Origin of the sequence: Streptomyces sp. NPDC050121 (assembly GCF_044460385.1) — a bacterium.
Taxonomy (GTDB): Bacteria; Actinomycetota; Actinomycetes; order Streptomycetales; family Streptomycetaceae; genus Streptomyces; species Streptomyces soliscabiei.
In genome coordinates this window covers 45,272-68,070 of sequence record NZ_JBITJV010000031.1, presented here as the reverse complement: position 1 = coordinate 68,070, position 22,799 = coordinate 45,272, and the positions used below count along the sequence as shown (strand labels likewise).

General features: G+C 71.4%; 24 protein-coding genes and 2 pseudogenes. 15 read left to right on the top strand and 11 right to left on the bottom strand.

The features are described 5' to 3' along the window. Position 1: 1 nt before the first annotated feature. The gene (locus ACIBTS_RS35590; protein ID WP_399324824.1) at positions 2-1,432 is read right to left on the bottom strand and encodes a helix-turn-helix domain-containing protein; all 1,431 of its coding nucleotides are present in this window, start codon (positions 1,430-1,432) and stop codon (positions 2-4) included. 172 nt (positions 1,433-1,604) lie between these two features. Here ACIBTS_RS35590 and ACIBTS_RS35585 point away from each other — a divergent pair, with 172 nt between their 5' ends. After that, positions 1,605-2,987 carry an MFS transporter gene (locus ACIBTS_RS35585; RefSeq protein WP_399324823.1) on the top strand — a complete coding sequence of 461 codons (1,383 nt, stop codon included), beginning with the start codon at positions 1,605-1,607 and terminating at the stop codon, positions 2,985-2,987. A gap of 124 nt (positions 2,988-3,111) precedes the next feature. After that, positions 3,112-3,963 (top strand): PaaX family transcriptional regulator C-terminal domain-containing protein, encoded by an 852-nt coding sequence (locus ACIBTS_RS35580; protein WP_399324822.1) that lies wholly within the window; start codon positions 3,112-3,114, stop codon positions 3,961-3,963. A 100-nt stretch (positions 3,964-4,063) separates the two neighbouring features. Here ACIBTS_RS35580 and ACIBTS_RS35575 read toward each other — a convergent pair whose 3' ends face one another. Both ACIBTS_RS35575 and ACIBTS_RS35570 read right to left on the bottom strand, forming a co-directional pair. Further along, positions 4,064-4,897, bottom strand: a complete 834-nt coding sequence (locus ACIBTS_RS35575) for an SAM-dependent methyltransferase (RefSeq protein WP_319675825.1) — start codon at positions 4,895-4,897, stop codon at positions 4,064-4,066. A 147-nt stretch (positions 4,898-5,044) separates the two neighbouring features. Next, complete coding sequence (locus tag ACIBTS_RS35570) at positions 5,045-5,329, bottom strand: SHOCT domain-containing protein (protein ID WP_399324821.1); 285 nt, start codon at positions 5,327-5,329, stop codon at positions 5,045-5,047. 344 nt (positions 5,330-5,673) lie between these two features. On the opposite strand from ACIBTS_RS35570, the gene ACIBTS_RS35565 reads away from it, so the two are divergent. Further along, positions 5,674-6,045: a hypothetical protein gene (locus tag ACIBTS_RS35565; RefSeq protein ID WP_399324820.1), complete on the top strand. Its 372-nt coding sequence runs from the start codon at positions 5,674-5,676 to the stop codon at positions 6,043-6,045. 356 nt (positions 6,046-6,401) lie between these two features. Here the strand turns inward: ACIBTS_RS35565 and ACIBTS_RS35560 are convergent, their stop codons facing one another. Further along, on the bottom strand, positions 6,402-6,824 hold the full coding sequence (locus ACIBTS_RS35560) for a DUF6325 family protein (protein ID WP_319675827.1): 423 nt from the start codon (positions 6,822-6,824) through the stop codon (positions 6,402-6,404). A gap of 179 nt (positions 6,825-7,003) precedes the next feature. Here ACIBTS_RS35560 and ACIBTS_RS35555 point away from each other — a divergent pair, with 179 nt between their 5' ends. From ACIBTS_RS35555 to ACIBTS_RS35545, 3 genes are all read left to right on the top strand, one after another. Then, positions 7,004-8,338: a hypothetical protein gene (locus ACIBTS_RS35555; protein WP_399324819.1), complete on the top strand. Its 1,335-nt coding sequence runs from the start codon at positions 7,004-7,006 to the stop codon at positions 8,336-8,338. A 196-nt stretch (positions 8,339-8,534) separates the two neighbouring features. Continuing rightward, positions 8,535-8,834, top strand: coding sequence for a hypothetical protein (locus ACIBTS_RS35550; RefSeq protein ID WP_399324818.1), 300 nt, complete (start codon positions 8,535-8,537; stop codon positions 8,832-8,834). A gap of 171 nt (positions 8,835-9,005) precedes the next feature. Further along, entirely contained in the window at positions 9,006-10,424 is a 1,419-nt protein-coding gene (locus ACIBTS_RS35545) for a DUF2252 domain-containing protein (RefSeq protein ID WP_399324817.1), read from the top strand. A gap of 238 nt (positions 10,425-10,662) precedes the next feature. On the opposite strand, the gene ACIBTS_RS35540 is transcribed toward ACIBTS_RS35545, so the two are convergent. Continuing rightward, entirely contained in the window at positions 10,663-11,289 is a 627-nt protein-coding gene (locus ACIBTS_RS35540; RefSeq protein ID WP_399324880.1) for a TetR family transcriptional regulator, read from the bottom strand. A 163-nt stretch (positions 11,290-11,452) separates the two neighbouring features. On the opposite strand from ACIBTS_RS35540, the gene ACIBTS_RS35535 reads away from it, so the two are divergent. The 4 genes from ACIBTS_RS35535 to ACIBTS_RS35520 all read left to right on the top strand — a co-directional run bounded on the left by ACIBTS_RS35535 (position 11,453) and on the right by ACIBTS_RS35520 (position 15,629). Beyond that, positions 11,453-12,586: an FAD-dependent oxidoreductase gene (locus ACIBTS_RS35535; RefSeq protein WP_399324816.1), complete on the top strand. Its 1,134-nt coding sequence runs from the start codon at positions 11,453-11,455 to the stop codon at positions 12,584-12,586. A 192-nt stretch (positions 12,587-12,778) separates the two neighbouring features. Next, the gene (locus tag ACIBTS_RS35530) at positions 12,779-13,192 is read left to right on the top strand and encodes a peptidase (RefSeq protein WP_399324815.1); all 414 of its coding nucleotides are present in this window, start codon (positions 12,779-12,781) and stop codon (positions 13,190-13,192) included. Positions 13,193-13,527: 335 nt separating this feature from the next. Then, positions 13,528-14,268 (top strand): response regulator transcription factor, encoded by a 741-nt coding sequence (locus ACIBTS_RS35525; protein ID WP_399324879.1) that lies wholly within the window; start codon positions 13,528-13,530, stop codon positions 14,266-14,268. Continuing rightward, positions 14,265-15,629: a sensor histidine kinase gene (locus ACIBTS_RS35520; RefSeq protein WP_399324814.1), complete on the top strand. Its 1,365-nt coding sequence runs from the start codon at positions 14,265-14,267 to the stop codon at positions 15,627-15,629. The genes ACIBTS_RS35525 and ACIBTS_RS35520 overlap by 4 nt, the downstream gene beginning before the upstream one ends. Positions 15,630-15,652: 23 nt before the next feature. Here ACIBTS_RS35520 and ACIBTS_RS35515 read toward each other — a convergent pair whose 3' ends face one another. Next, positions 15,653-15,895: an NAD(P)-dependent oxidoreductase gene (locus ACIBTS_RS35515; RefSeq protein ID WP_399324878.1), complete on the bottom strand. Its 243-nt coding sequence runs from the start codon at positions 15,893-15,895 to the stop codon at positions 15,653-15,655. A gap of 248 nt (positions 15,896-16,143) precedes the next feature. Between ACIBTS_RS35515 and ACIBTS_RS35510 the strand changes: the two genes are divergently transcribed. Both ACIBTS_RS35510 and ACIBTS_RS35505 read left to right on the top strand, forming a co-directional pair. Continuing rightward, positions 16,144-16,485, top strand: coding sequence for a carboxymuconolactone decarboxylase family protein (locus ACIBTS_RS35510; protein ID WP_399324813.1), 342 nt, complete (start codon positions 16,144-16,146; stop codon positions 16,483-16,485). Between the two features lie 108 nt (positions 16,486-16,593). Continuing rightward, positions 16,594-17,001, top strand: coding sequence for an SHOCT domain-containing protein (locus ACIBTS_RS35505; RefSeq protein WP_399324812.1), 408 nt, complete (start codon positions 16,594-16,596; stop codon positions 16,999-17,001). A gap of 136 nt (positions 17,002-17,137) precedes the next feature. On the opposite strand, the pseudogene ACIBTS_RS35500 reads toward ACIBTS_RS35505, so the two are convergent. The 4 genes and pseudogenes from ACIBTS_RS35500 to ACIBTS_RS35485 form a co-directional block, all read right to left on the bottom strand. Beyond that, positions 17,138-17,263, bottom strand: a pseudogene (locus ACIBTS_RS35500) (helix-turn-helix domain-containing protein); the annotation flags it as partial. A gap of 305 nt (positions 17,264-17,568) precedes the next feature. Further along, entirely contained in the window at positions 17,569-19,215 is a 1,647-nt protein-coding gene (locus ACIBTS_RS35495; protein WP_399324811.1) for an MFS transporter, read from the bottom strand. Between the two features lie 159 nt (positions 19,216-19,374). Beyond that, positions 19,375-19,887, bottom strand: coding sequence for a glycine cleavage T C-terminal barrel domain-containing protein (locus ACIBTS_RS35490; RefSeq protein WP_399324810.1), 513 nt, complete (start codon positions 19,885-19,887; stop codon positions 19,375-19,377). 128 nt (positions 19,888-20,015) lie between these two features. After that, complete coding sequence (locus ACIBTS_RS35485) at positions 20,016-20,234, bottom strand: hypothetical protein (RefSeq protein ID WP_306500877.1); 219 nt, start codon at positions 20,232-20,234, stop codon at positions 20,016-20,018. 125 nt (positions 20,235-20,359) lie between these two features. Here ACIBTS_RS35485 and ACIBTS_RS35480 point away from each other — a divergent pair, with 125 nt between their 5' ends. From ACIBTS_RS35480 to ACIBTS_RS35470, 3 genes and pseudogenes are all read left to right on the top strand, one after another. Next, on the top strand, positions 20,360-21,355 hold the full coding sequence (locus ACIBTS_RS35480; RefSeq protein WP_399324809.1) for an Lrp/AsnC family transcriptional regulator: 996 nt from the start codon (positions 20,360-20,362) through the stop codon (positions 21,353-21,355). Positions 21,356-21,689: 334 nt separating this feature from the next. Continuing rightward, complete coding sequence (locus ACIBTS_RS35475; protein ID WP_399324883.1) at positions 21,690-21,857, top strand: hypothetical protein; 168 nt, start codon at positions 21,690-21,692, stop codon at positions 21,855-21,857. A gap of 29 nt (positions 21,858-21,886) precedes the next feature. Continuing rightward, a pseudogene (locus ACIBTS_RS35470) lies at positions 21,887-22,102 on the top strand (hypothetical protein); the annotation flags it as partial. Between the two features lie 47 nt (positions 22,103-22,149). On the opposite strand, the gene ACIBTS_RS35465 reads toward ACIBTS_RS35470, so the two are convergent. Continuing rightward, positions 22,150-22,707 carry a hypothetical protein gene (locus tag ACIBTS_RS35465; protein WP_399324808.1) on the bottom strand — a complete coding sequence of 186 codons (558 nt, stop codon included), beginning with the start codon at positions 22,705-22,707 and terminating at the stop codon, positions 22,150-22,152. Positions 22,708-22,799: the final 92 nt, after the last annotated feature.

The following is a 22,799-nucleotide window of genomic DNA, read 5'->3' as shown; positions in this document are numbered from 1 at the left end:
GTCACCGTGTTCTGCTGAAGGCGGTGGCCCGTGCGACCGCCTTCAGCAGGGCCTGCCAGGGCCAGAAGAGGAACGGCCGTGTCGGCAGGCCGACCTCACGGAGTTTCAGCACTTCGCCGACCGGGAGGGGGGTGCAGTTCAGGGCCAGCAGCCGCAGCCCCTGCTGATCGTCGCGCTCCCGGCACGCCTTGATGAACCGCTCCAGTACGTCGAGGGGAGCATGGTTGCCGATGGCGGTCATCAGGTGGTCGGTGTGCAGGGGGAACAGGCCCACGTGCCGGGTCCCGAGGAACGTTCTCGTGCGCCACAGGCGGTAGAGCGTGATCCCGTTGCAGCACTGTGCCGCCTCGACGAGCAGCCGTTCGGCGTCGAGGCGTCGATGGCCCGCGCGAAACGCCTGCCAGAGCACGGGCAGCAGGTCGGGCTCCGCTTCGCAGATGTCGCTCAGCACCTGGTCCGCCTCGTGGTCGCGGTCCTCGTCGCGCAGTCGCTCCACCGCCGCGACGACCTTCAGGACGCCGACCCTCACCTCCGCCGACGTCGACGGGACCGCACCATCCGCACTCCCCTCCGCACCCCTCTTCGTGCCTTCCGCCCCTTCCTGCACTTCCACCCCGTCCCTCGCGTCCCTCGCGTTCGGCGTGTTCGGGGCGTCCGTGGCGTTCGCCGGCGTCTCCGGGGAGGGCGTCTTCAGGACCGGGCTGTCGTAGCGCGCGATCTCCTGCGCGGTCTCCTGCGCCATGGCCCGCAGGTGCCGGGCCTCCTTCTCGTGCAGGCGTAACAGTGCCTCGTGCTGGCGGATTTGGTCCTCCAGCTCGGCGATCCGCCCCCGGGCCACATACCGCTCGGCGGTGGTCTCACCGATCTCCCGGGCGTGGTCGTCGGCGGCCGCGATCAGCACGGTCAGCTGGTCCTCGGCCTGCCGGCGCAGGGCCCGTTCCCGGTCCAACTCGTCGCGCAGTACGCCGAGTTCGGTGGCGGTCCGCACCCGGACCCGTTCCAGTTGCTCCCGCAGTTCCTCGAGGTCGAACTCCCGTGCCCGTAACGGCTTCGTGGTGCGCTCGGCGTCGAGCACCGCGTACAGCAGGCGGCGGGTCTCCTGGACCGCGTCCGGGTCGCGGTCGGTCCCGGCGGCGGCCTCGCACACCCGGTGCAATGCCGTGACCTGTGCGCGGCTGGGCACTTCGTGGCCGCTGAGGAAGTCCGACAACCGCGAGGCGGTGAGGGCGACGCCCCGCTGTTCGAGCCGTTGCACCAGCTCCGGGACGGTCAGGCCGGACGCCTCCCGCAGCGCGCGCAGCTGCGCGACCAGTGCGCGGCGCGGTCCGTCGGGTATCCGGTCCAGCACGGCGAGCTCGTCGGAGCCCTTTCCCGTTCCCGCCTGCCCCGCGTCCAGCTCACGGCCCACCGCCACCCCCGGGTTCCTCGCCACGCACCGTCACCTTCGGCTACTGAGGTCGGAACTGTACTCAACGGCCCGAGAAGACCGGGGTGAAACCTGTCAACCCGCCACCCGACCGAGCAAATGTTGTGCACTTTATTGACGGCGGTCAGGGGTAGGCCTAACTTCGCGGTGTCCTTCCCCCCGCTCAAGGGAGATCGCGATGTCCCCGTCCCCCATCGCATCACCGTCCCCGTCCCCGTCCTCCTCCCCGCCCCCGTCCGCGAACGCCGAACGCACCCGGCAGCTGCGTGTCGTCGCCGCCTCCGGGCTGCTCGGCACCGCCGTGGAGTTCTACGACTTCCTCGTCTACGGAACCGTCGCCGCCCTCGTCTTCGGCGAGCTGTTCTTCCCCGGCGCCGATCCGGCCGTCGGCACCATCGCCGCGTTCGGCACCTTCGCCGCCGGCTATGTCGCCCGTCCGCTCGGCGGCATCCTCTTCGGGCACTTCGGCGACCGGCTCGGCCGCAAGTCGATGCTGCTGCTCACCATGGGGCTGATGGGCGGCGCGAGCTTCCTCGTCGGTCTGCTGCCCACCTACGACACGATCGGCGTGTGGGCGCCGGTGCTGCTGATCGCCCTGCGCGTCGTGCAGGGCGTCGCCATCGGCGGCGAGTGGGGCGGCGCGACCCTGATGGTCGTCGAGCACGCGGGAGAGCGGCGGCGCGGACTGTGGTCCAGCTTCACCCAGATGGGCGCCCCGCTCGGCTCCCTGCTCTCCACCGCCGTCGTCACACTCGTCGTCACCCTCCCCAAGGACGAGTTCGCGGCCTGGGGCTGGCGGGTGCCGTTCCTGCTGAGCGTGGTGCTGCTGGGCGTCGGGCTCTTCGTCCGTCTGAAGGTCGTCGAGAGCCCGCTGTTCGCCGAGGTGAAGAAGGAGCGCGCCGAGTCACGGCTGCCGATCCTCGACGTGCTGCGCCGCCCCCGCCCCGTCCTGCTGGCCTGCTGCGTCGGCATCGGCGCGTTCACCGCCCAGTCGCTGCTGACCAGCTATCTGATCGCCTACGCCACGGGCATCGGCTACGCCCGCCCGCAGGTGCTCACCGCGCTCACGGTGTCCGCCTCCGTCGCCCTCGTCGTGCTGCCCTGCGCCTCCACGCTCTCCGACCGTGTCGGCCGCCGCCCGGTCGTCCTCGTCGGCGCCCTCGCCTCGGCCGCGCTCGCCTTCCCGGTGATGGCGCTGGTCGACTCGAAGTCGCCAGGACTGCTGATCCTCGCCGTCGTCCTCGGCCACGGCATCGCCCAGTCCACGATGTACGGCCCGCTGGGCGCCCTGCTCACCGAGATGTTCGGCACCAAGGTCCGCTACACCGGCGCCTCCCTCGGCTACCAGGGCGCCACCCTCATCGGCGCCGGCTTCTCCCCGATGATCGCCGGAAGCCTGGTGGCGGGCAGCGGCGACAGCACCCCCGTCGCCCTGCTGCTGTGCGGCGGCGCGGCGATCACCGCCGTGACCGTCCTGTTCGTCCGCGAGACCAGCCGGGAGTCCCTCACGGGCGCCGCCGAGGACTCCGAGGTCCCCCACACCCAGGAGATCTCCGCATGACGACGCCCACCCGCACCCGTACTGCCTCGACGGCCGCCCTGTCGCTCGCCCACCCCGCCGACCACCAGTGATGCCGTACGACCGCCCACCGCACCCGCCGACGGGCGGTCGTACCCTTTCCCCCGTGGAGGACGACGACATCTCGGACACGGACAGCATCGACGGCGCCCCGCAACTGCGGCCGCAGTCGCTCATGCTCGCCTTCTTCGGCAACCACGTCCTGGAGGAAGGCGAGTTGTGCGTCTACTCGGGCAGCATCATCGACGTCCTCGGCCGCGTCGGCGTCGGTGAGCAGGCCGTACGCTCCACGCTGACCCGGATGGTCAGCCGGGGTCTGCTGCGGCGGCAGCGGGAGGGCCGCAGGATGTACTTCGGCCTGACCGAGCAGGCGACGCGCGTCCTGCAGGACGGCCGGGTCCGCATCTGGCGCGAGGGCGCGGTCAACGACGACTGGGACGGCGACTGGACGCTGCTGGGCTTCTCCCTCCCGGAGTCCCGTCAGCGCGAACGCCACGACCTGCGCTCCCGGCTCATCTGGTCGGGGTTCGGCGCGCTGTACAGCGGGCTGTGGATCGCGCCGGGGAGGGTGGACGTGGCCGCCGTCGTCGCCGAACTCGGTCTGACCGCGCACGTCAAGATCTTCCACGCGTCGGCCGACGCGGCCACCGACATCGGCCTCATGATCCGCGAGACCTGGGACCTGGAGAGCGTCGCCGCGCGCTACGTCTCCTTCGACAAGCGCTGGACGGCCCATCTGAACGCCGGGCCCGGCGACGATCCGATCGGGGCCCGGCTGCGGCTGGTCAGCGAATGGCTCTGGACGATCCGCACGGACCCCCGCCTCCCGGCCCGCCATCTGCCCCCGGACTGGCCGGCCCGGCCCGCCCAGGAGACCTTCCGCAAGGTCGCGGACCAGACCACGGCCCCCGCGCGGCGCCTGGCCCACGAGCTCCTGGACACGATGCCGCTGCGGTGAGCCGTTCCCCGGCCAGAACCGTTCCCCGGCCGGAACCGTTCGCCGGACAGAGCAGTTCGTCGGGCAGAGCAGTTCGCCGGCGCGAACCGCCGGCCGGACCTCAGCCGTCCTTGCGGGCGACTCCGCCGTAGATGCCGATCGGCGGGGCGTCCTGCGGCAGGGGCTCGTCGGGGCGCCAGTGCGGGACCAGGACCAGACCCGGGTCGGCGAGGGTGAGGCCGCCGAAGAACTCCAGGACGCGGGCGTGGTCACGGGGGTTCATGGTGGCGGTGGCGTTGTTGTAGACCTTCACCGCGTCCTCGCGGTCGTTGTCGTGGATGTCGACCGTCGCGTGGGACAGGACGAGGTAGGAGCCGGCCGGCAGCGCGTCGAGGAAGGCGGCGACGATGGCGTCCGGGTCCTCCTCCTCGGTGATGAAGTGCAGGATGGCCACCAGCAGCAGCGCCACCGGCTCGTCGAAGTCGATGACCCTGCGCACGTCGGGGTGGTCGAGGATGGCCCGGGGGTCGCGCAGGTCGGCCAGGACGACTGAGGTGTGGTCGTCGTCGTCCAGCAGGGTCCGTGAGTGGGCGCTGACGATCGGGTCGTTGTCGACGTAGGCCACGCGGGTCTCGGGGGCGATGGCGCGCGCGATCTGGTGCACGTTGGGCTCGGTCGGCAGGCCCGTGCCGATGTCGAGGATCTGCCGGATGCCGCCCTCGGCGACGACGTGCCGCACGGCGCGGTGCATGAAGGTCCGGTTCGCCCGGACGGCCAGCCGGACCTCCGGCGCCGCCTTGATGAACCGCTCGGCGGCTTCCTGGTCGACCTCGTAGTTGTCCTTGCCGCCGAGGAAGTAGTCGTACATCCGGGCCGGGTGGGGCTTGCTCGTGTCGATCTTCAGGGAGACGCCGTCGCCGCTGCTGTTGCCGTCGCCGCTGAGGGGAGAGGCCATCTGCCTGGCTCCGTCCTGGACTTCGTGTCCTGCCGCCGGATGAACCGTGATGAGTGACTGTCGGATCATCATCCTGGCATGTCTTCGGCGTCGGCCAACCACGGCCTGCTCCAGGGCAGTTGTCAGGGCGGCGGAGCCCGGCCCGGCTCAGCCGAGCAGCCTGCGCTTCTGTTCCGCGAACTCGGCTTCGGTGAGCACCCCTTGCTTCTTGAGCTCGCCGAGCTCCTTGAGCTGGTCGAGCTTGCTGTTCATGTCGTCGGCCTGCGGCGGCGCGGCGCGCTGCGGCTGCTCGTAGGACTGCTGCTGGGGTTCCCGGTAGCCCTCCTGGGCCGCCCAGCGCCCCTGCTGACGGCGCGACACACGGTTGGAGACGGCGGTCGCCGTACCCGCGACGACCGCGGTGCGGGCGACTCCGCGAAGAAGACCTGGCATGGCCCATCCCCTCTCGTCCGTAGGCAATTCCATTGGACCACCGAGCGAGGGCGGCCGCGATTCCTCCGAAGGTCGTGCCGGCGGGCATCGGCCTGGTCGGCGTGACACCCAGAGGGAGAGATCGGGCGACCGCCATCGCCCTCGGCCGGGTGGGCACCGGCGAGGGCTTCGGCGTCCGCGCGCCCGCGCACGAGGCGGACGTCTCCCGGGAGGGATTCAGCCGACCGGTCCTGCCCCGGGTGCCGGGGGTCGCAGGTCACGGCAGGCTGGATCGAAGAGGCCTCAGGTTTCCCGCTGATCCCGCTGATCCCGCTGACTTCCCGCACAGACGAGGACTCGTCGCCATGATCCGTCGTAGCCGGGCCGGCCGCTGGGCCGGAGCCGTCGCTGTGCTGCTCGCCGTCGCGGGCTGTGCAGAGCAATCCGCCATGGGCACGATCGAGTACACCACCGCGGCGAAGCGGGTGGTGAAGCTTCAGAGCCCGCCCGACGACGGCTGCCATCTCCTGCCGGGCGGCGCCCACAACGTGTGGAACTACACGGTCGACGACATCCGGCTCTACGCCAACGCGGACTGCGTGCTGACCCAGGCCGGCGACGACCAGAGCGGCCGGGTCGGCGGAGAGAGCTTCTATCTCGGGACGCAGATGTCCGTGCAGTACACACCGGGCCAGTCCCCGTGGCTGAGCTACTCCGTCGTCGGCGGAGGCGGCTGAGCGCGCGGCCATCGGCCGCCCGCCTCCGGGCCGTCCCTGCCCGCCTCCGGGCCGTCCCCGTCCCCGGCCGTCCCCGCCGTCTCTGCACGTCCCCGGGCCGTCCGCGCCCGTCCCCGGGCCGTCCGCGCCCGTCCCCGGGCCGTTCCTGCCCGTCCGCGCCCGTCCGCGCCCGTCCCCGGGCCGTCCCGGGCCGTCCGCGCCCGCCTCCGGGCCGTCCCGGGCCGTCCGCGCCCGCCTCCGGGCCGTTCCTGCCCGTCCGCGCCCGGCCCCGGGCGAGTCCCTGCCCGTCCCCGGCCGTCCACGCCGTCCGCGCCGTCCCCGCCCGTTCCTGCTCGTCCCCGGCCGAGGCCGTCGCCTCAGGAGGCGGCCTCGGCCGCTTCCAGCGAGGCGAGGATCGCCTGCACGGGCAGCCGTCCGGAGGCGACCAGCTGGCCGCCGCCGCGCCGCAGGGCGGCCGCGAAAGGCGCGGCCCACACGTTCTCGTAGATCAGCAGCCCCGCGGAGTTGCCCGGCTCGACGGCCGCGGCGGCCTCCTCCAGGTCGTCCTGGCCGAGCAGACCGGAATGGGCGCCTTCGAAGACGGCGAGGTCGAGCTTGCCGTCACCGGTGAGATCAGCGATCTCCAGGGCGGTCACCGAGCCGTCCTCCTCCTTCCTGATGAACATCAGGTCCAGGATCCGGATGAGGCCGCGGTCCACCAGATCGACCAGCAGCGGGAAGCCCTCGCCCGTCATCCGGTTGCCGGCGAACTCCACCACCAGGTAGTCGACGGGGCCCATCTCCTCGAGTTGCTCGCTCTGCTCGCTCTGTTCGCTCACGGTTTCACCTCTGGTGCTCGAGCGGCGGCCCCCTGACTGCCATTGCATCACCCGGTATGGGCCGTCGCACCCGGTGCGCGTTCACCTGACCGGATCCTCCCGGCTCGCCGGACCGCCCTGTCGGCGATCTCCTCGAAGGCATGACTGGCAGCGATACGCCCCCGGCACGGCCCGGGGGCCCCTCCGGGGGCTCCGCAGAGGAACGCCGACGCGCCCAGAAGGACCGGGAGCTGGACGAACTGCATCGCCGCCTGAGCGAGTTGGAGCGCGCCCGGCACGAACCGAAACACCGGCTGCGGGCGCTGGGATCGGTCCTGCTGATCATCCTGGCGTCGCTGCTGGCGCTGCTCGCCGTGGTCGCGGTCTGGGCGAACAGCATTGTCCGCGACACCGACCGCTACGTCGCCACCGTGGCGCCGCTGGCCTCCGACCCTGACGTCCAGCAGGCCGTCACCACCCGCGTCACCAACGTCGTACTCCAGCAGATCGACGTGGACGCCCTGGTCGCGGAGCTGAGCCGGGCCGCGTCGCAGAAGGGCGTGCCGCCGAAGGCCGCGAGCCTCATCGGCAACCTGAGCGGCCCCATCAACAGCGGTCTGAAGGAACTGGTGAGCAGCACCGTGATGAGGGTCGTCTCCAGCTCTGCCTTCGAGACGGCCTGGACGAACGCCAACCGCCGGGCCCACAGTGCCGTCGACAAGGCGCTGACCGGCTCGGGCGGCGGTGCGGTACAGGTGAAGAACAACCAGGTCGCCATCGACGTCGCGCCCATCGTGGCCCAGGTGAAGCAGCGGCTCGTCGATGCGGGACTCGCGGTGGCGGCGAAGATCCCCGACGTGCACACGGACTTCGTCGTCGTCGAGGGCAAGGACATCGGCAAGATCAAGTCGTATCTGAGGGTGCTCCAGATCGTCGGCACCTGGCTGCCGATCACCGCGGTGCTGATCGCCGCCGGGGGCGTGTTCCTGGCCACCCACCGGCGGCGGGCGCTGATCGGGGCCGCGATCGGGGTGTTCCTCGCCATGGTGCTCCTGGGCGTGGTGCTCGCCGTGTTCCGCGCCGTGTATCTGGACCACCTGCCACCGGGGACGAACTCGGACGCCGCGGGCTCCGTCTACGACGCGCTGGTGCGCTTTCTGCGCTCCGGCATCCGGGCGGTCGGGGCGCTGGCCGTGGTCACGGCCCTCGGCGCGTTCCTTGTCGGCCCCTCCCGGCCCGCCGTGTTCACCCGGCACTTCTGCACCAAGGGCATCGGAGCGGGGCGCGAGGTGGCGACCTCGGCGGGGCTGCGCCTGGGCGCGGTGGGCGGATTCGTGCACCGCTTCAAGGGGTGGATCGGGGCGGCGATCCTGGCCGTGGCCGCGGTCGTCCTGTTCACGTGGAGCTATCCGACCATGGCGGTGGTGCTCTGGACGGCGGTGATCGTGCTGGTCGCCTTCGCGCTGCGCGAGTTCCTGGACACCGGTCCGGCGTGACCCCGGCACGGTCCGGCGCCGCCCGGGGGTCACCTGGGCGAGGCGTGCGGGCGGCAGCACCGCCGTTCTCACCCGTTCGGCCCACGTAGCCCTCCCGCCGCAGGCCGGGAGGGCGTGGTCCGGGGCACGCTGGCAGCATGCAACCTGCGGGGCAGCCCCCACTGGCCCGTCCGGCGCCCCGGTCCCGCCGGGAGCGGTGGCGTGCGCGGGGCACGGCGGTCGGGGCCCGGGCGCCCTCCTGGCGGGCGCGGCCCTGAGCGTCCTCACCTCGGTCGCGCACCTGTACGTACCGCGGGTCCTCAACCACAGCCTCGACAAGTACGGTTCGCTGGGCGCCGTCTTCCCCCTGCTGTCGTGGCTCATCGCGCTGTGCGTGGTCGTGACCCTCTGCATCACCGCCGGCGCGGTGATCGCCCGCGAACCCGCGGTGGCCCGGCGGCTGGGCGGACCCGAGTCGCCGCGCCCATCCACCGGCGATACGTTGGAAGACGGATAGCGGTCGACCATTTCCTCCGACAGGACGATCCAGCAGGACGATCCGACAGGACGATCCGACAGGACGACCCGGCATGTCCGAGGCGCGGCACCACGACGTCGTCATCATCGGCACCGTCGCGGCCGTCGCCGACGCCCTGCGCGTCGGCGACCACATCGTGGAGCGTCTGCAATGAGTGACAACAACCCCACCGGCCACGAACTGCGCCACCGCACCCCGAAGGAACGCGCAGAGCGCGGCAGGGCCGCCCGGTCCGCCGTACCCCGGTCCGCGCACGCCGAGTTCACTCCGCCGCCGAAGCGCACCGACCCGGTGGACATCATCGACGCGCAGTCGGCGAAGCGGGTCCAGGAACTCGTCCCGATCCGCTACGGGCGGATGAGCGAGTCACCGTTCCGCTTCTACCGGGGAGCCGCCGCCATCATGGCCGCGGACCTCGCCGAGACGCCCCGCACCGGCATCAGGGTCCAGTGCTGCGGCGATGCGCACATGCTGAACTTTCGGCTGCTGGCCTCCCCGGAACGCCGGCTGATGTTCGACATCAACGACTTCGACGAGACCCTGCCCGGCCCGTGGGAGTGGGACGTCAAGCGGCTCGCGGCCAGCCTGGTCATCGCAGGCCGCGCCAACGGGTTCCGCTCCAAGGAACGGGCGTCCGTGGTGCGGGCCGCCGTACGGTCGTACCGCGAACGGATGCGGGAGTTCGCGGACCGGGGCAATCTCGACGTCTGGTACACCCGCTTCGAGGCGGACGAACTGCAGCAGCAGTTCGACGTGGACCTCGACGCCAAGACCCGCGAACGCTGGGCGGAGACCCGGGAGAAGGCGCACGCGCACGACACGCTCCAGGTCTTCGACAAGCTCACCCATGTGGTCGACGGCAAGCGCAGAATCGCCAACGACCCGCCGCTCCTGATCCGGCTCGAGAACCTGCTGCCGAAGACCGAGGGCCACATGCTGGAGACCGAGATCAGCAGGCTCGTCGAGCGGTACGGCCAGTCCCTCCAGACCGACCGCCGGTTCCTGCTGGAGAGCTACCGCGTCGCCGACGTCGCCCGCAAGGTCGTCGGCGTGGGCAGCGTCGGAACCCGCTGCTGGATCATCCTGCTGCTCGGCAAGGACGACGAGGACCCGCTGTTCCTCCAGGCGAAGGAGGCCGACGAGTCGGTGCTCGCGCCCTACGTCGGCGCCGGCGGATTCCGCACCCAGGGCGAGCGGGTCGTCGCCGGACAGCGGCTGATGCAGGCCACCAGCGACATCTTCCTCGGCTGGGAGCGCGCCACGGGCATCGACGGACGCCGCCGGGACTTCTATGTCCGTCAGCTCAGGGACTGGAAGGGCATCGCTGTCGCCGAGAACATGTCGCCCAAGCGGATGTCCCTGTTCGCGCAGCTGTGCGGCGCCACGCTGGCCCGCGCCCACGCCCGGTCGGGCGACCGTATCGCCATCGCCGCCTACCTGGGCCGCGCCGATGTCTTCGACCGCGCGCTGGCGACCTTCGCCGAGCTGTACGCGGACCAGAACGAGAAGGACCACCAGGCTCTCCTCGACGCCGTCGAGGCGGGCCGGGTCCCCGCCGAAGCGGCGTGAAAGCGGTGACTCAGCCTGGTGCGCCTTCCTGTGTGTCGACGCCCGGCCGTCCCCGCGTTCAGCGGGCCGCACCCCGGGCAGCGCCTCCTACGTGGCCCCGCCCGAGTGCAGACCGCCGACGGGAAGGTGCCCGCCGCGCCCGGGCAGCCGCGCCACCACCAGCCGTCCTGATGAGGAACCCGCGGAAGCTGACGCGGCTGGACGTACCGGCCAACTCGCCAGGTGAGCCCGCCGGCGTCTACTTCGCTGCGAGGAGGGCCTCGATGGCCGGGGCGAGGCCGTCCTCGATCTCGCCGCGGGTGAGGGAGGTCACCGCCGGGAGACGCAGCAGGTAGCGGGTCAGTCCGAGGCCGAGGAGCTGGGCGGAGACCAGTCCGGCCCGGCGTCGGGCGGTTTCCGGGCCCAGGGCGGCGGCCAGCGCCGGGGCGATCTGGTGCGCGAAGATCTCGTGCATCCGCGCCGCGGCCTGCTCGTTGGTGACCGCCGAGCGGAGCAGGACCAGCAGCGCTTCGTCGGCCGGGTCGCCTTCCCAGCGGTCGAGGAAGTGCCGTACCAGCACCCGTGCCAGCTCGTCCGCCGGAACGGCGGTGAGGTCCGGCAGCCGCAGGTCGATGGCGAGTGCCGCGTCGAAGAGCTGTGCCTTGTTGCCGAAGTAGCGCATGACCATCGACGGGTCGATCCCGGCGTCGGAGGCCACGCCGCGGATGGTGGTGCGTTCGTAGCCCTGGGCCGCGAACCGCTCCCGTGCGGCGCGCAGGATCGCGGCCTTGGTGCGGTCGGAGCGCTTGTCGGCACCGGTGGTCTCGGCGCCGGCGGTCCCGGCACCGGTGGTCACGGCGCCGGTGGTCCCGGTGTCCTCGTTCATGCCAGGTCCGTCGTTCATGCCAACGACTGTAGGCCAACGAGTGTTGACTTTCCAGTGGGAGTTCGAGCATCCTGTCAACAGATGTTGGCCAACGCTTGTTGACCAACGCCTGTTGGCCTATCTCGCGCATTCCTGAACGGAAGGCTCCGCCATGGACAACGGCATGAACACCACCCCCGCACTGCCCGCCCGCACCGAAGTCGCCGTCGTCGGCGCCGGTCCGGCCGGTCTCGCGCTCGCCGTCACCCTCGCCGCCGCCGGCGTCGACTTCGTCGTCCTGGACAAGCTGGCGGAGGGCGCGAACACCTCACGCGCAGCCGTCGTGCACGCCCGCACCCTGGAGGTCCTGGACGAGCTGGGAGCCTCCGCGGAGCTGATCGCGCGCGGCATCCAGGTCACCCGGTTCGCCGTCCGCGACGGCGCCCGCCGGCTGCTGACCGTGCCGTTCGACAAGCTGCCCACGGCGCACCCGTACACGCTGATGGTTCCCCAGTACGAGACCGAGAGCGTGCTGCTGGACCGGCTGCGGGCGCTCGGCGGCGAGGTGCACCGCCCGTACGAGGTCGCTTCCGTCGTCCAGGACGAGGACGGGGTGACCCTCACCACGACCACCGGGGAGTCGCTGCGCGCCGCCTACGCGGTCGGCGCCGACGGCATGCACAGCACCGTCCGCGAAGCCGCGGGCATCGGGTTCACCGGCAGCGCCTACGGCGAGTCCTTCGTGCTCGCCGACGCGGTGATGGACTGGGCGCCGGGCCCCCGCGAGGTGTCGCTCACCTTCGGCGCCGCCGGCCTCACCGTCGTCGCACCGCTTCCCGGCGGCCACTACCGGGTCGTCGCCACCGTGGCCGACGCCCTGCCCGCCCCCGACCTCGCCTTCGTCCAGCGGCTGTTGGACGAGCGCGCCCCCGGCCGGGCGAAGGTCACCGCTCTCGCCTGGTCCTCACGGTTCCGCGTGCACCACCGGGTCGCCGACCACTACCGGGCCGGCCGCCTGCTTCTGGCCGGCGACGCCGCGCACGTGCACAGCCCGGCCGGCGGTCAGGGGATGAACACCGGCATCCAGGACGGCTACGCCCTCGGCCGGGCGTTCGCCACCGGACGGCTCGACGGCTACGAGGCACAGCGCCGTCCCGTCGCCCAGCGCGTGGTCGCCTTCACCGACCGGATGACCCGCATGGCCACCACCCACAACCCCATGGCACGCGGCGCCCGCAACATCGCGCTTTCCCTGCTCGGCCACACCACCCTGCCCAAGAAGCTCGCCACCGAGCTCGCCGAGCTCAACTACCGCTGAGCCCACAGCCGACGGGACCTCCCGAGGCCGACGGGTGGTGTGGCGGAAGATTGGCAATCTGCTGGTCTCCCGCTCTCCGTCTGCTGGGCTGTCTCTCGACCGCGGGTTCCTAGGGTCGTCGTCATCCCCCGGAGGTCCGGTTCACAGGCCTCCGAACCCGCAAGTGATTCCCCAGTGTTTGGAGACACCCCGATGCGTGCTCTGCCTCGTCGTGCCGTGCTGGCCGCTCCCGCCGCCGCGCTGATGTTCGCGCTCGTCGCCTGCGGCGGTTCCGACTCCGGCTCCGACGCCTCCAGCGCCGCGGGCACCCAGCAGTCGGCCCAGAGCGCGGGCGGCGCCCAGGCGGCCGGTGGGGCCGGCGGTGACACCGACGACAAGAAGGAGCCGCCGCTGACCGGTGACATCAAGCAGAAGGCCGAGGCCGCCGCACTGGCCGCGTACCCGGGCACCGTCCTGAAGTCCGAGGAGGACGCCGAGAAGCCCGGCATGTACGCGGTGGAGGTGAAGCAGGCGGACGGCACCTCGATCGAGGTGTACCTCGACACGTCCTTCAAGGTCACCGACACCAAGAAGGAGGGCACCGAGGAGGCCGGGGACGCGAGCTGACGGCCACCGCCCGTGCCGTGGCCCCGCCCGTGCCGTGGCCCCGCCCCTGCCGTGGCCCCGCCCCTGCCGTGGCCCCGCCCCTGCCGTGGCCCCGCCCCTGCCGTGGCCACGGCCCGTGCCGCGGCCACGGCGCCCGGACGTCCCGCCCACGCCACGGCCCACTCCCCGGCCGGCGTCGCGCGACGTCCCCGCCATCGCCGTCCGGCCGACGGCTCCCGCCCCCTTCGGCCGGACGGCTCCCGCTTGCCCACTGTCGTCCCGTACGTCTCCCTCGCCCCAGGCGGCTTCCCGTGAACTCTCCGACTGCTCAGGCACAGCTGTGCGAGCCTGGCGCCATGCGGCTGCTGCTCATCGAAGACGACGACCGAATCGCCGGCCCCCTCACCGAGGGCCTGGGACGCTACGGGTTCACCGTGGACCACGTCCGCACCGGCGCGGCCGGACTCGCCGACGCCGATGCCGCCGCCGCGCCGGACCTGGTGCTGCTCGATCTCGGCCTGCCCGACATGGACGGCCTGGACGTCTGCCGCAGCCTGCGCGCCCGCTCCGCCGTCCCCATCATCATGATCACCGCGCGGGGCGAGGAGGCCGACCGCATCGTGGGCCTCGAACTCGGCGCCGACGACTACCTCGCCAAGCCCTTCGGCGTACGGGAGTTGATCGCCCGCATCCGCGCCGTCACCCGCCGCGCGGGAGCCCCGGCCTATGCGCCGACCGGGACCGTGGACCTGCCGGAAGCACACCAACCGGCCTCCGGGGCCCAGGAGTTGGGGCCGCTGGCCGTCAACCGCCGCACCCGTGAGATCCACCTCGCGGGTCAGCACATCGCCCTGACGCCCAGAGAGTTCGACCTGCTCGCCTTCCTCGCCGACGATCCCGGGACGGTCCACTCCCGGCAGCAGATCATGGACGCCGTGTGGGACCCGCACTTCTTCGGCCCCACCAAGACCCTCGACGCCCACGTCGCCGCCCTGCGCCGCAAGCTCGGCGACCCGGGCTGGATCACCACCGCCCGCGGGGTCGGCTTCCGGCTGACCGTCCCCGGTGACCACAGCGCCTCCGAGGGGCCCGGATGACCCGGCGGCTGCTGCTGAGCTACCTCGTCCTGGCCCTGCTCGTGCTGGCCGGCCTGGAGATCCCGCTCGGTTACGTCTACGCCCGCGGCGAGACCACCCGCGCCTCGCAGAACGTCGAGCGCGACGCCGCCATGCTCGCCGAGGTCACCGAGGAGGACATCGAGAAGGGCCGGCTCGACGAACTGCCCGGCGTGGTCCGCGAGCACGCCGCCCGCACCGGCGGCCGTGTCGTCGTCACCGACAGGCAGGGCATCGTCCTCGCCGACTCCGACCCGGCCGGCCGCACCGGCATCAGCCTCGCCGGCCGGCCGGACATCGCCCGCGCCCTGACCAACCGGTCCACCGTCACCACCACGACCGACAGCGCCGGCGCTGACGTCCTGTCGGCCACCATGCCGGGCTCCTCGGGCACCACCGTCCGCGGCACCCTGCGCCTGACCTACCCGATGGACCAGGTCACCGCCCGCGTCCACCGCATCTGGGGCGCCCTCGCGCTCGCCGGCGCCTGCGTGCTGGCGGCCGTCGCGCTGGTCGCGTTCAGCATGGCCCGCTGGATCACCCGCCCCCTGCGCACCCTGGAGGCGGCGACCACCCAGCTCGCGGACGGCCACCTCGCCCACCCGCCCGACGCCACCACCGGCCCGCCCGAACTGCGCAGCCTGGCCGCCTCCTTCACCCGCACCGCCACCCGGCTGCAACAACTCCTCAAGGGCCAGCAGGCGTTCGCCTCCGAAGCCTCCCACCAGCTGAAGACCCCGCTGACCGCGCTGCGGCTGCGCCTGGAGAACTTCGAGCCCTACCTGGACCCGCGCGCCCACGGCAGCCTGGAAGAAGCCGTCGGGGAGGTGCAACGCCTCGGCCGCATGGTGCAGGGGCTGCTCGCCCTGGCCCGTCTGGAGAACACCGCCACCACCCCCGAACCCGTCGACCTGGACGCCGCGCTCGCCGACCGGGTCGCGATGTGGGAGCCGCTGGCCGCCGAGCAGTACGTCGCCATCGACGTCACCGGTCCGCCCGCCGGACGGGTGTGGGCGATCCCCGGGGCGCTGGAACAGATCATCGACAACCTGGTCGCCAACGCCCTGCGCGTCTCGCCGCCCAGCACCACCATCACCCTCCACCGTGGCCCGGGCGGCGAGCTCCACGTCGTCGACCAGGGGCCCGGTATGAGCGAGACCGACCGGGAGCGGGCCTTCGACCGCTTCTGGCGCGCCTCCGACTCCCACCACGACGGCACCGGACTGGGCCTGCCCATCGTCCGCCACCTCGTCGACGCCTCCGGCGGCGCCATCACCCTCCACCCCGCCCCCGGCACCGGCCTCGACGCCCGCATCCGGCTACAGACGGCGGGCAGGCGCTGACTTCACGAAAGGCGCGGGGGGTGTCAGTCCGTGATGACGGCGTCGCCGTGGATCCACTCGGGGCTGTGGGCCGCCTTGTACATGAAGTCGGCGACGTCCGCGCGGCTGATCGACGGGTTGCCCTTCATCGGGAGACGGTCGCCGACGAGGTAGGCGCCCTTGGCGGGGCCCTTCGTGAGCACGGTCGGGTAGACCAGCGTCCAGTCCAGGCCGCTGGAGCGGATCGCCCGCTCGGAGAGTTCCTTGTTCGCGTAGATGTTCCGCAGGAAGGTCCAGGGCCGAGACGACGACGTCCTGCCCGACCATGGCCGACGTGACCTAAGCGGACATGTGTCCGCCTCGGTGAAGACCGTACCGGGCAGCTATCCGGTTAGCGAGGGCTGACCAGCGTGGCCCCGTGGGGGAGGAGGCCGGCGGTCGGCCGGGATCACCTGTCCCGGGTGATCCCGGCCGACGCGGATCGGGCTTTGCTGATGGTCAAGACCGTCACAGCACCGTCGGAAGGAGCCACGAGATGGCTGAGTACATGGCAGGAGCAGGCGGCGTCGGCGCCCTCGCGCAGGCGGACGCCCCGGTGTTCGAAACAATCGTCCAGATGACGCTCGACACGTTCGAGCGCTCTGGCCTGGACCCGGAGTCGTACTTGTTGGTGCGCATCGCCGCACTGGTCGCCATGGACGCCGCCCCCGCTTCCTACCTGCTCAACATCAGCACCGCAGACGATCTCGGCGTACCGCTGGAGAAGATCCAGGGCACGCTGGTGGCGGTGGCCCCGGTGGTCGGAAGCGCCCGCGTCGTGTCCGCTGCGCGCAGCATCGGCGAGGCTTTCGGACTGCAACTGAGCCACGAGGAGTAGCCCTCGGGGAAACCCGGTCGCGGCACCCCACCGGGCGGCGCGACCGGGCCCACGGCCACACCGGGACCCCGACGGGGGACACCGGGGGGACAGCGACGGGAGAAAACAATGGGTGGCAATCTGAACCTCGCCTACGACTACCCGGTCCTCGGGGCCTTCTGGACCGTCATGTGGATCTTCCTGTGGATCCTCTGGTTCACCCTGCTCTTCCGGGTCGTCGCGGACATCTTCCGCGACGACAGCCTGAGCGGATGGGGCAAGACCGGTTGGCTCGTCTTCGCGATCGTGCTCCCCTTCCTCGGAGTCTTCGTCTACGTCATCGCCCGGGGCAAGGACATGGGCAAGCGCGAACAGCGGCACGCCCAGGCACGGAAGCAGGCCACGGACGCCTACATTCGCGAGACCGCTGGACGCCCCAGTGAGGTGGACGAACTCGCCAAGCTCTCCGAAGTCCGCGCCAGGGGCGACATCTCGGACGAGGAATTCCGCCAGGCCAAGGAGAAGATCCTCCACTGACGGCGTCGCCCTTACCCTGCACGCACCCGAAGTTGGGGCGGCCTTGGCGGTAGCCACTGCGGTAGTAGCCATGAGTCACCCGGTCTCTCAGTGCAAGCACCGCAAACCCCAGGAACTGGTCGACCACCGCCGCGAACAGCGCTTCCTTGTTCGGGTACAGGCGGTGGAGATACGGCTGAGAGATGCCGACCCAGTCTGCGATCTCGTGCGTCGTCGTACCGTAGAAACCCTTTTGCGCGAAGCAGTCGACCGCGCCGGCCATGATGGTCCGACGTCGTTCGTCGCTCTTCGTGCTGGTGCCGGGGGCGGGCATGGGCGTGCGCTGTTCTGCAGGACTCGCGTTCGACCGGCCGGACTCACGCCTGGATCCGTTTCAGCAGCCAGGAGGTGACAGCGCGGGCGGCGCCGGAGACGTTGATCCTGCGTATCCCATCAGCTGCTTGGTGATGGGCATCGTCCTGCCCTCGGGCTCTGCCGGCACGTGGCTGCCGGACCCACCGCAGGGGAGGGGCACCGTCCGCGACTTGTGTGACCGGCGCGGGCGATGCCCCTCCCCTTGCCGCCCGGTCAGCTGCGGCGGTGTCCGAAGGGCTGGGCGGTGCTGGCCGCCTGGGCGTTCTCGGCGGTGGCGTCCGGGTTGCCGTGCTGTGCCACGTCGGCGGTCCGCGCCGCGCCGGTGCTGGTCTGCTGCTTGGGGCGGCGCAGCAGGACGACCGCGCAAGCCGCGGCTATCAGGGCCAGGATGGCTGCCACGATGAGGCACAGGCGCATGCCGTCGAGGAGGGAGTCGCCCAAGGCGCCGTAGACCTGGTTGGCCGTGGAGCCGAAGTTCATTCCGGCGACCGCGCCCAGGCCGCCCTCCTTCGCCATGGCGACGATGGTGTGGGCCTGGGTTCCGGTCACGCCGGCGTCGGCGAGATGGCCGGGCAGGCTGTCCACGGCGCGGGTGGACAGCAGGGCGCCGAGGACGGCCGGGCCGAGCGCGCCGCCGACCTGGCGGAAGGCGTTGTTGGCGGCCGAGGCCATACCCGCCAGATGGTGCGGCACGGCGGCGACGGCGGTGGCCGTCATCGGCGTGGTGACCAGGCCGAGGCCGACGCCCAGCACGATCAGCCGCCAGGCGATCGAACCGTAGGAGGTGTCGGTGTCGAGGTTGGTCATGGCCAGCAGCGACCCGGCGATCAGGAGCAGACCGACGCTGATCATCCAGCGGGTCGGGACACGGTGCATGAGCCGTCCGGCCGGGGCTCCGGCCACGATCGCGGCGACCGGGACCAGCAGCAGCCGCGCGCCCGCCTCCAGGGTGCCGAGCTGCTGCACCATGCCGAAGTACAGGCTGAGGACGAAGAAGAAGCCGATCAGCCCGAGGAAGGTGATCAGGGCGACCAGGGCGGTGGCGGTGAAGGCCGCGCTGCGGAAGACCGCCAGGTCCAGCATCGGGCTGTCGCTGCGCTTCTCCGACACGACGAACGCGATCAGCGCGAGGACGCCCAGCACCAGGGCGGCGATCACCTTGGTGGCGGTGAAGGAGTCGGCGCCGCCCTCGATCACGCCGTAGACCAGGGCGGTGACGGCGACGGCGGCGGTGATCTGGCCGGGCCAGTCGAGCTTGCGACCGTGCGGGGCGCGCGAGTCGGTCAGCAGCGGGGCGGCGACGGCCATCGCGACCAGCGAGAGGGGGACGGACAGCAGGTAGATCCAGCGCCAGGAGAAGTGGTCGAGGATCACGCCGGCGATGACCGGGCCGACGGCCAGGGCCGCGAGCATGGCCATGGCCCACATGCCGATGAACTTGCCGCGCTCGCGGAAGTCGGGCACCGCGTGGCTGATCAGCGCCAGCGTGGTGGGCAGCAGCGCGGCCGAGCCCAGACCGGCCAGGGCCTGCCCGGCCCACAGGGTCTGGATGTTGTGTGCACACAGGGCGACTGCCGCCCCGGCGGCACAGCAGAACAGGCCCGCCTGGAAGACCTTCTTGCGGCCGTGGACGTCACCGAAGACGCCCGCGGTCATGATGAACGCGGCCATGGGCAGGACGAACGCGTCCTGGACCCAGGAGAGTTGGGCGGTCGAGGTGCTCAGTGCCCGCTGGATCGCGGGCAGACTGACGGCGACCGTGGTGATCGGCAGATAGGCGACGAACACGCCGAGGCAGGCCATGACGATGGTGGCCGCCCGCCGGTCGGTCGACCTGATCGCCGTTGTGGTGGCGTTCACGGAAATTCCGCTTTCTCCCGTGCGGCGTGGTGTGCCGCGGTCGGTTGGGTGGGGCAGACGTTGGTGCACGGGGGCTGCCGTGCCGGAGGCGGGCAGCCCTGACCCGCGGATGTTGCCGGTGGCGTCCCGCAGGCGCCGGTGGGTGGGGTTCTCCGCGGCTTACGCGGCCGGTCCGGACCCTGCCCGGTACGCGGCCAGGTGGGCGTGGAGCTCGGCGCGCGAACGGACGCGTTTGAAGGGGGCCTTGGCGACGGTGGCCCGGATGCGCTTGACCGGGTCGCCGGGATTACCCCAGACGACGTCGACCTGCGTGCCGATCTCGGCTTCGGCGACGTTCAGCACGGCCAGGGAGAGCATCTTGCGGAAGTAGTAGCTGTAGCCGCGCGAGGTGGCCGTGCCGACGAGGACACTGTCGCACTCCACTCGATCCATCCACAGGTGGCCGCGCAGGTCGCGGGGCATGTCCATGAAGGTGGGGTGCGGGCCGTCGCCGTACAGCACGCCGGGACCGCGGAAGCGGGTCTGCGGCAGGAACGACCAGTCACCGATGTAGCAGGTCTGCTTCCACGACAGGCTCTCGTCGAGCCAATCGGTGTGCTCCGGCTGCCCGAAGAGTTTGGCGAGGATGTCGAACGGGGGTGTCGAGCGGAAGGCGTCGACGGTGAAGTGCACGGGGACGGATGCCTCTCTGATGATCAGGCGCTGCTCGTGTGTCGTGGTGCGGTCGGCTCGTCGGCACAGCGCCGCTTCATGGCCCGGAGCACCCGGGGGATGCGAGGAGGACACTCCGGCCGGGCCGGTCAGGGAGCGGCAGCGACACCCCGCCGGACAGCCGACCGGCAGACGCCCGTAAGCACAGCCGCCGGCACCGGAGCCACGTCACCGACAACGCGCTGGATGCGGGAGGCACCGGTGCGCGACGCCGCCTGGTGGGGTCGTCCCACACCCGCCGTGGTCAGGTGCATCAGCAGGACGAACGTGCCGAGGCAGACCACCGCCGGTGCCAACCGCGTGCTCATGGGAGTCACGTCCTTTCCTTACGGACACGCCCCAGCATCCGCCTCGCCGCCTCCGACCATGAACTTTGCAGCCCGAGATGAACAAAAGCCTCCACCATGGTCCCGCTCGATGGCAGACTCCCCCTGTGAACGACGATGTGGACAGGAAAATCCTCCACGCACTCCAATGCGCACCCCGCGCCCCGTTCCGGCGCATCGGCGAGGTGACGGGCGTGTCGGAGCAGACCGCCGCCCGCCGCTACCACGCCCTGCGCCGCAGCGGGGTGATGCGGGTGATCGGCCAGGTCAACCCTGCGGTGTACGGGCAGGCCCATTGGGTGGCCCGCATCCGTTCCCGCCCCGACCGGGTCGGCCCCCTGGCGGACTCCCTGGCCAAGCGGCCGGACATCGCCTACGCCAACCTCGCCTCCGGCGGCTCGGAGATCATCTGCATGATCCGCTCCCCCGTCGAGGCCCACCGCGACGACGTCCTGCTGCGCCAGCTGCCCCGCGCGGCCTCCGTCCTTGACGTCAGCATCGACCTGCTTCTGCACCCCTTCGGCGAGACCGGCACCAGTGAATGGACCGGTTACGGCGCCGGCCTCACCCCCGACCAGGTACGGCAGCTCACCGGTGACCGGCCCCCCACCCCCGCGGGGCCGCCGCGGCCCCCTACGGTCGAGGACACCCCGCTGCTGGACGCCCTCGCCGAGGACGGCCGCGCCACCCACACCCGCCTCGCCGAGCTCACCGGCTGGTCCAACGCGCGCGTCGCCCGTCGCCTGGAAGCCCTGGAGACGTCCGGCACGCTCTTCTACGACGTGGAACTATTGCCCGAGCGCCTGGGCCACACCCTCAACGCCACCCTCTGGCTGCGCGTCGCCCCCGCCCGCCTCAAACAGGCCGGCGAGGAACTCGCCCGGCACGCCGAGGTCGCCTTCGCCGGCGCCATCAGCGGCCGGCACAACCTGATGGTCAGCGTCATCTGCCGCGACGCCGAGGACTTCTACCGCTACCTCACCACCCGCGTCGCTGCCATAGACGGCATCGACGCCTACGAGGTCAGCATCCGCGTCCGCCGCCTGAAACAGGCCGCCTCACTCATCTACCACGGCCGCCTCGTACATCCGGCGCCCGTGTAGGAGCCGACTGTTCCCGCTCACCGGGCACGGCCACGCCGGACCAACGGCCGCTCACCGGCGTTCGGCGGAACTGCGGGCAGTATCGAGGTCGAAGGGCCGGCAAGGGTGAGGCAGGACCAGGGAGGGCCAGTGCGTGAAGCTTCCCCTTGATCGTGGACACCTGGAGACTGGGATCTTGAGGTTCCAGAGGAAGTAGCACCAGGTGGGAAGCAAGTACACAAAGCGGTACACCGAGGAGTTCAAGCGGGACGCGATGGCCGACCACCACCGCGCCGAACTCGTCGTCGATGCACTCGACATGGCCCACGGCCGGGGCTGACTAGAGCCCGGCTGCGTGATCCACAGCGATCGCGGCAACGAATATACGTCGACCCAGTTCCGGGAACGGATAGGGAAGTTGGGACTGCGGCAGAGCTGCGGACGCACCGGATCATGCTTCGACAACGCCGCCGCGGAAAGCTTCTGGGCCCTGTTCAAAGCAGAGATCGGCACCCGCACCTGACCCGACCGGGCCACCGCCCGCGCGGAGGTGCGCTCTCCGAACACCTCGGGCACTCGGACCCGGGCTTCACGCTGCGGACGTACACGCACCTGCTGCCGTCCAGCGAGACCCGCACCCGCAAGGCGATCGACGACGCCCTCACGGAAGCGGAAGACGACGCTGACCCGCCCGACACCCAGGGCACATCAGTGCCCCCAGGGAAACCAATGTGCCCTGGCCGCCTGACGGCCTCTCTCCGGCACTGAAAAGGGCGAGGCCCGAAGACCCCGCCCGCCACCAGTGAAACCCCAGGTCAGGGCCACACCAAGCAATAGGGCTGATGCCCCGCCTCATGCAGCCGGTGGCTGAAGTCCTGCCATTCGTGCAGCAGTTGGTAGACGTTGAACGCGTCGCGGGGGCCGCCGCGGTCCGGGACCGTCGACCAGATGAACGCTGCCGCGCCCACCGCTTCCTCGCCGATGTCGCGCAGGGGGTCCACGACCGTCATGGGGAGCTTCACGACGGCGTAGTCGGGGTGGAGGACGACCAGTTCCAGCGGGGGCACCTTGTGGAGGGGGACGCCTTCGATGCCGGTGAGGACCATCGCGGCCATCGTCTCCGGCTTGATCTTGGTGAACATGCCGTTCATGCCGAGCTCGTCGCCGCCGAGCTCCTCGGGGCGCATCGAGATCGGGACGCGGGCCGCCGTCGCGCCGTCCGGCGCGCCGAAGTACTTGTACGTCACCCCCACCCGACCACCATTCCTGCTCTCCGCCTGGAGACGATCGACCCGCTGGTCGACTCGACGGTCGAATCGGCCGTCGAATCGGCCGTCGACCCGCTCGGGCTCATTCGGTACACCCTGGTTCATACCTTGGTTCATGCCTTGGTTCAGGCCCTGGTTCTGGCGTGCTTCGTCGGCTTCCTCCGCGTCGCGCCGGTGCCTTCCCCGATGGGCACGTC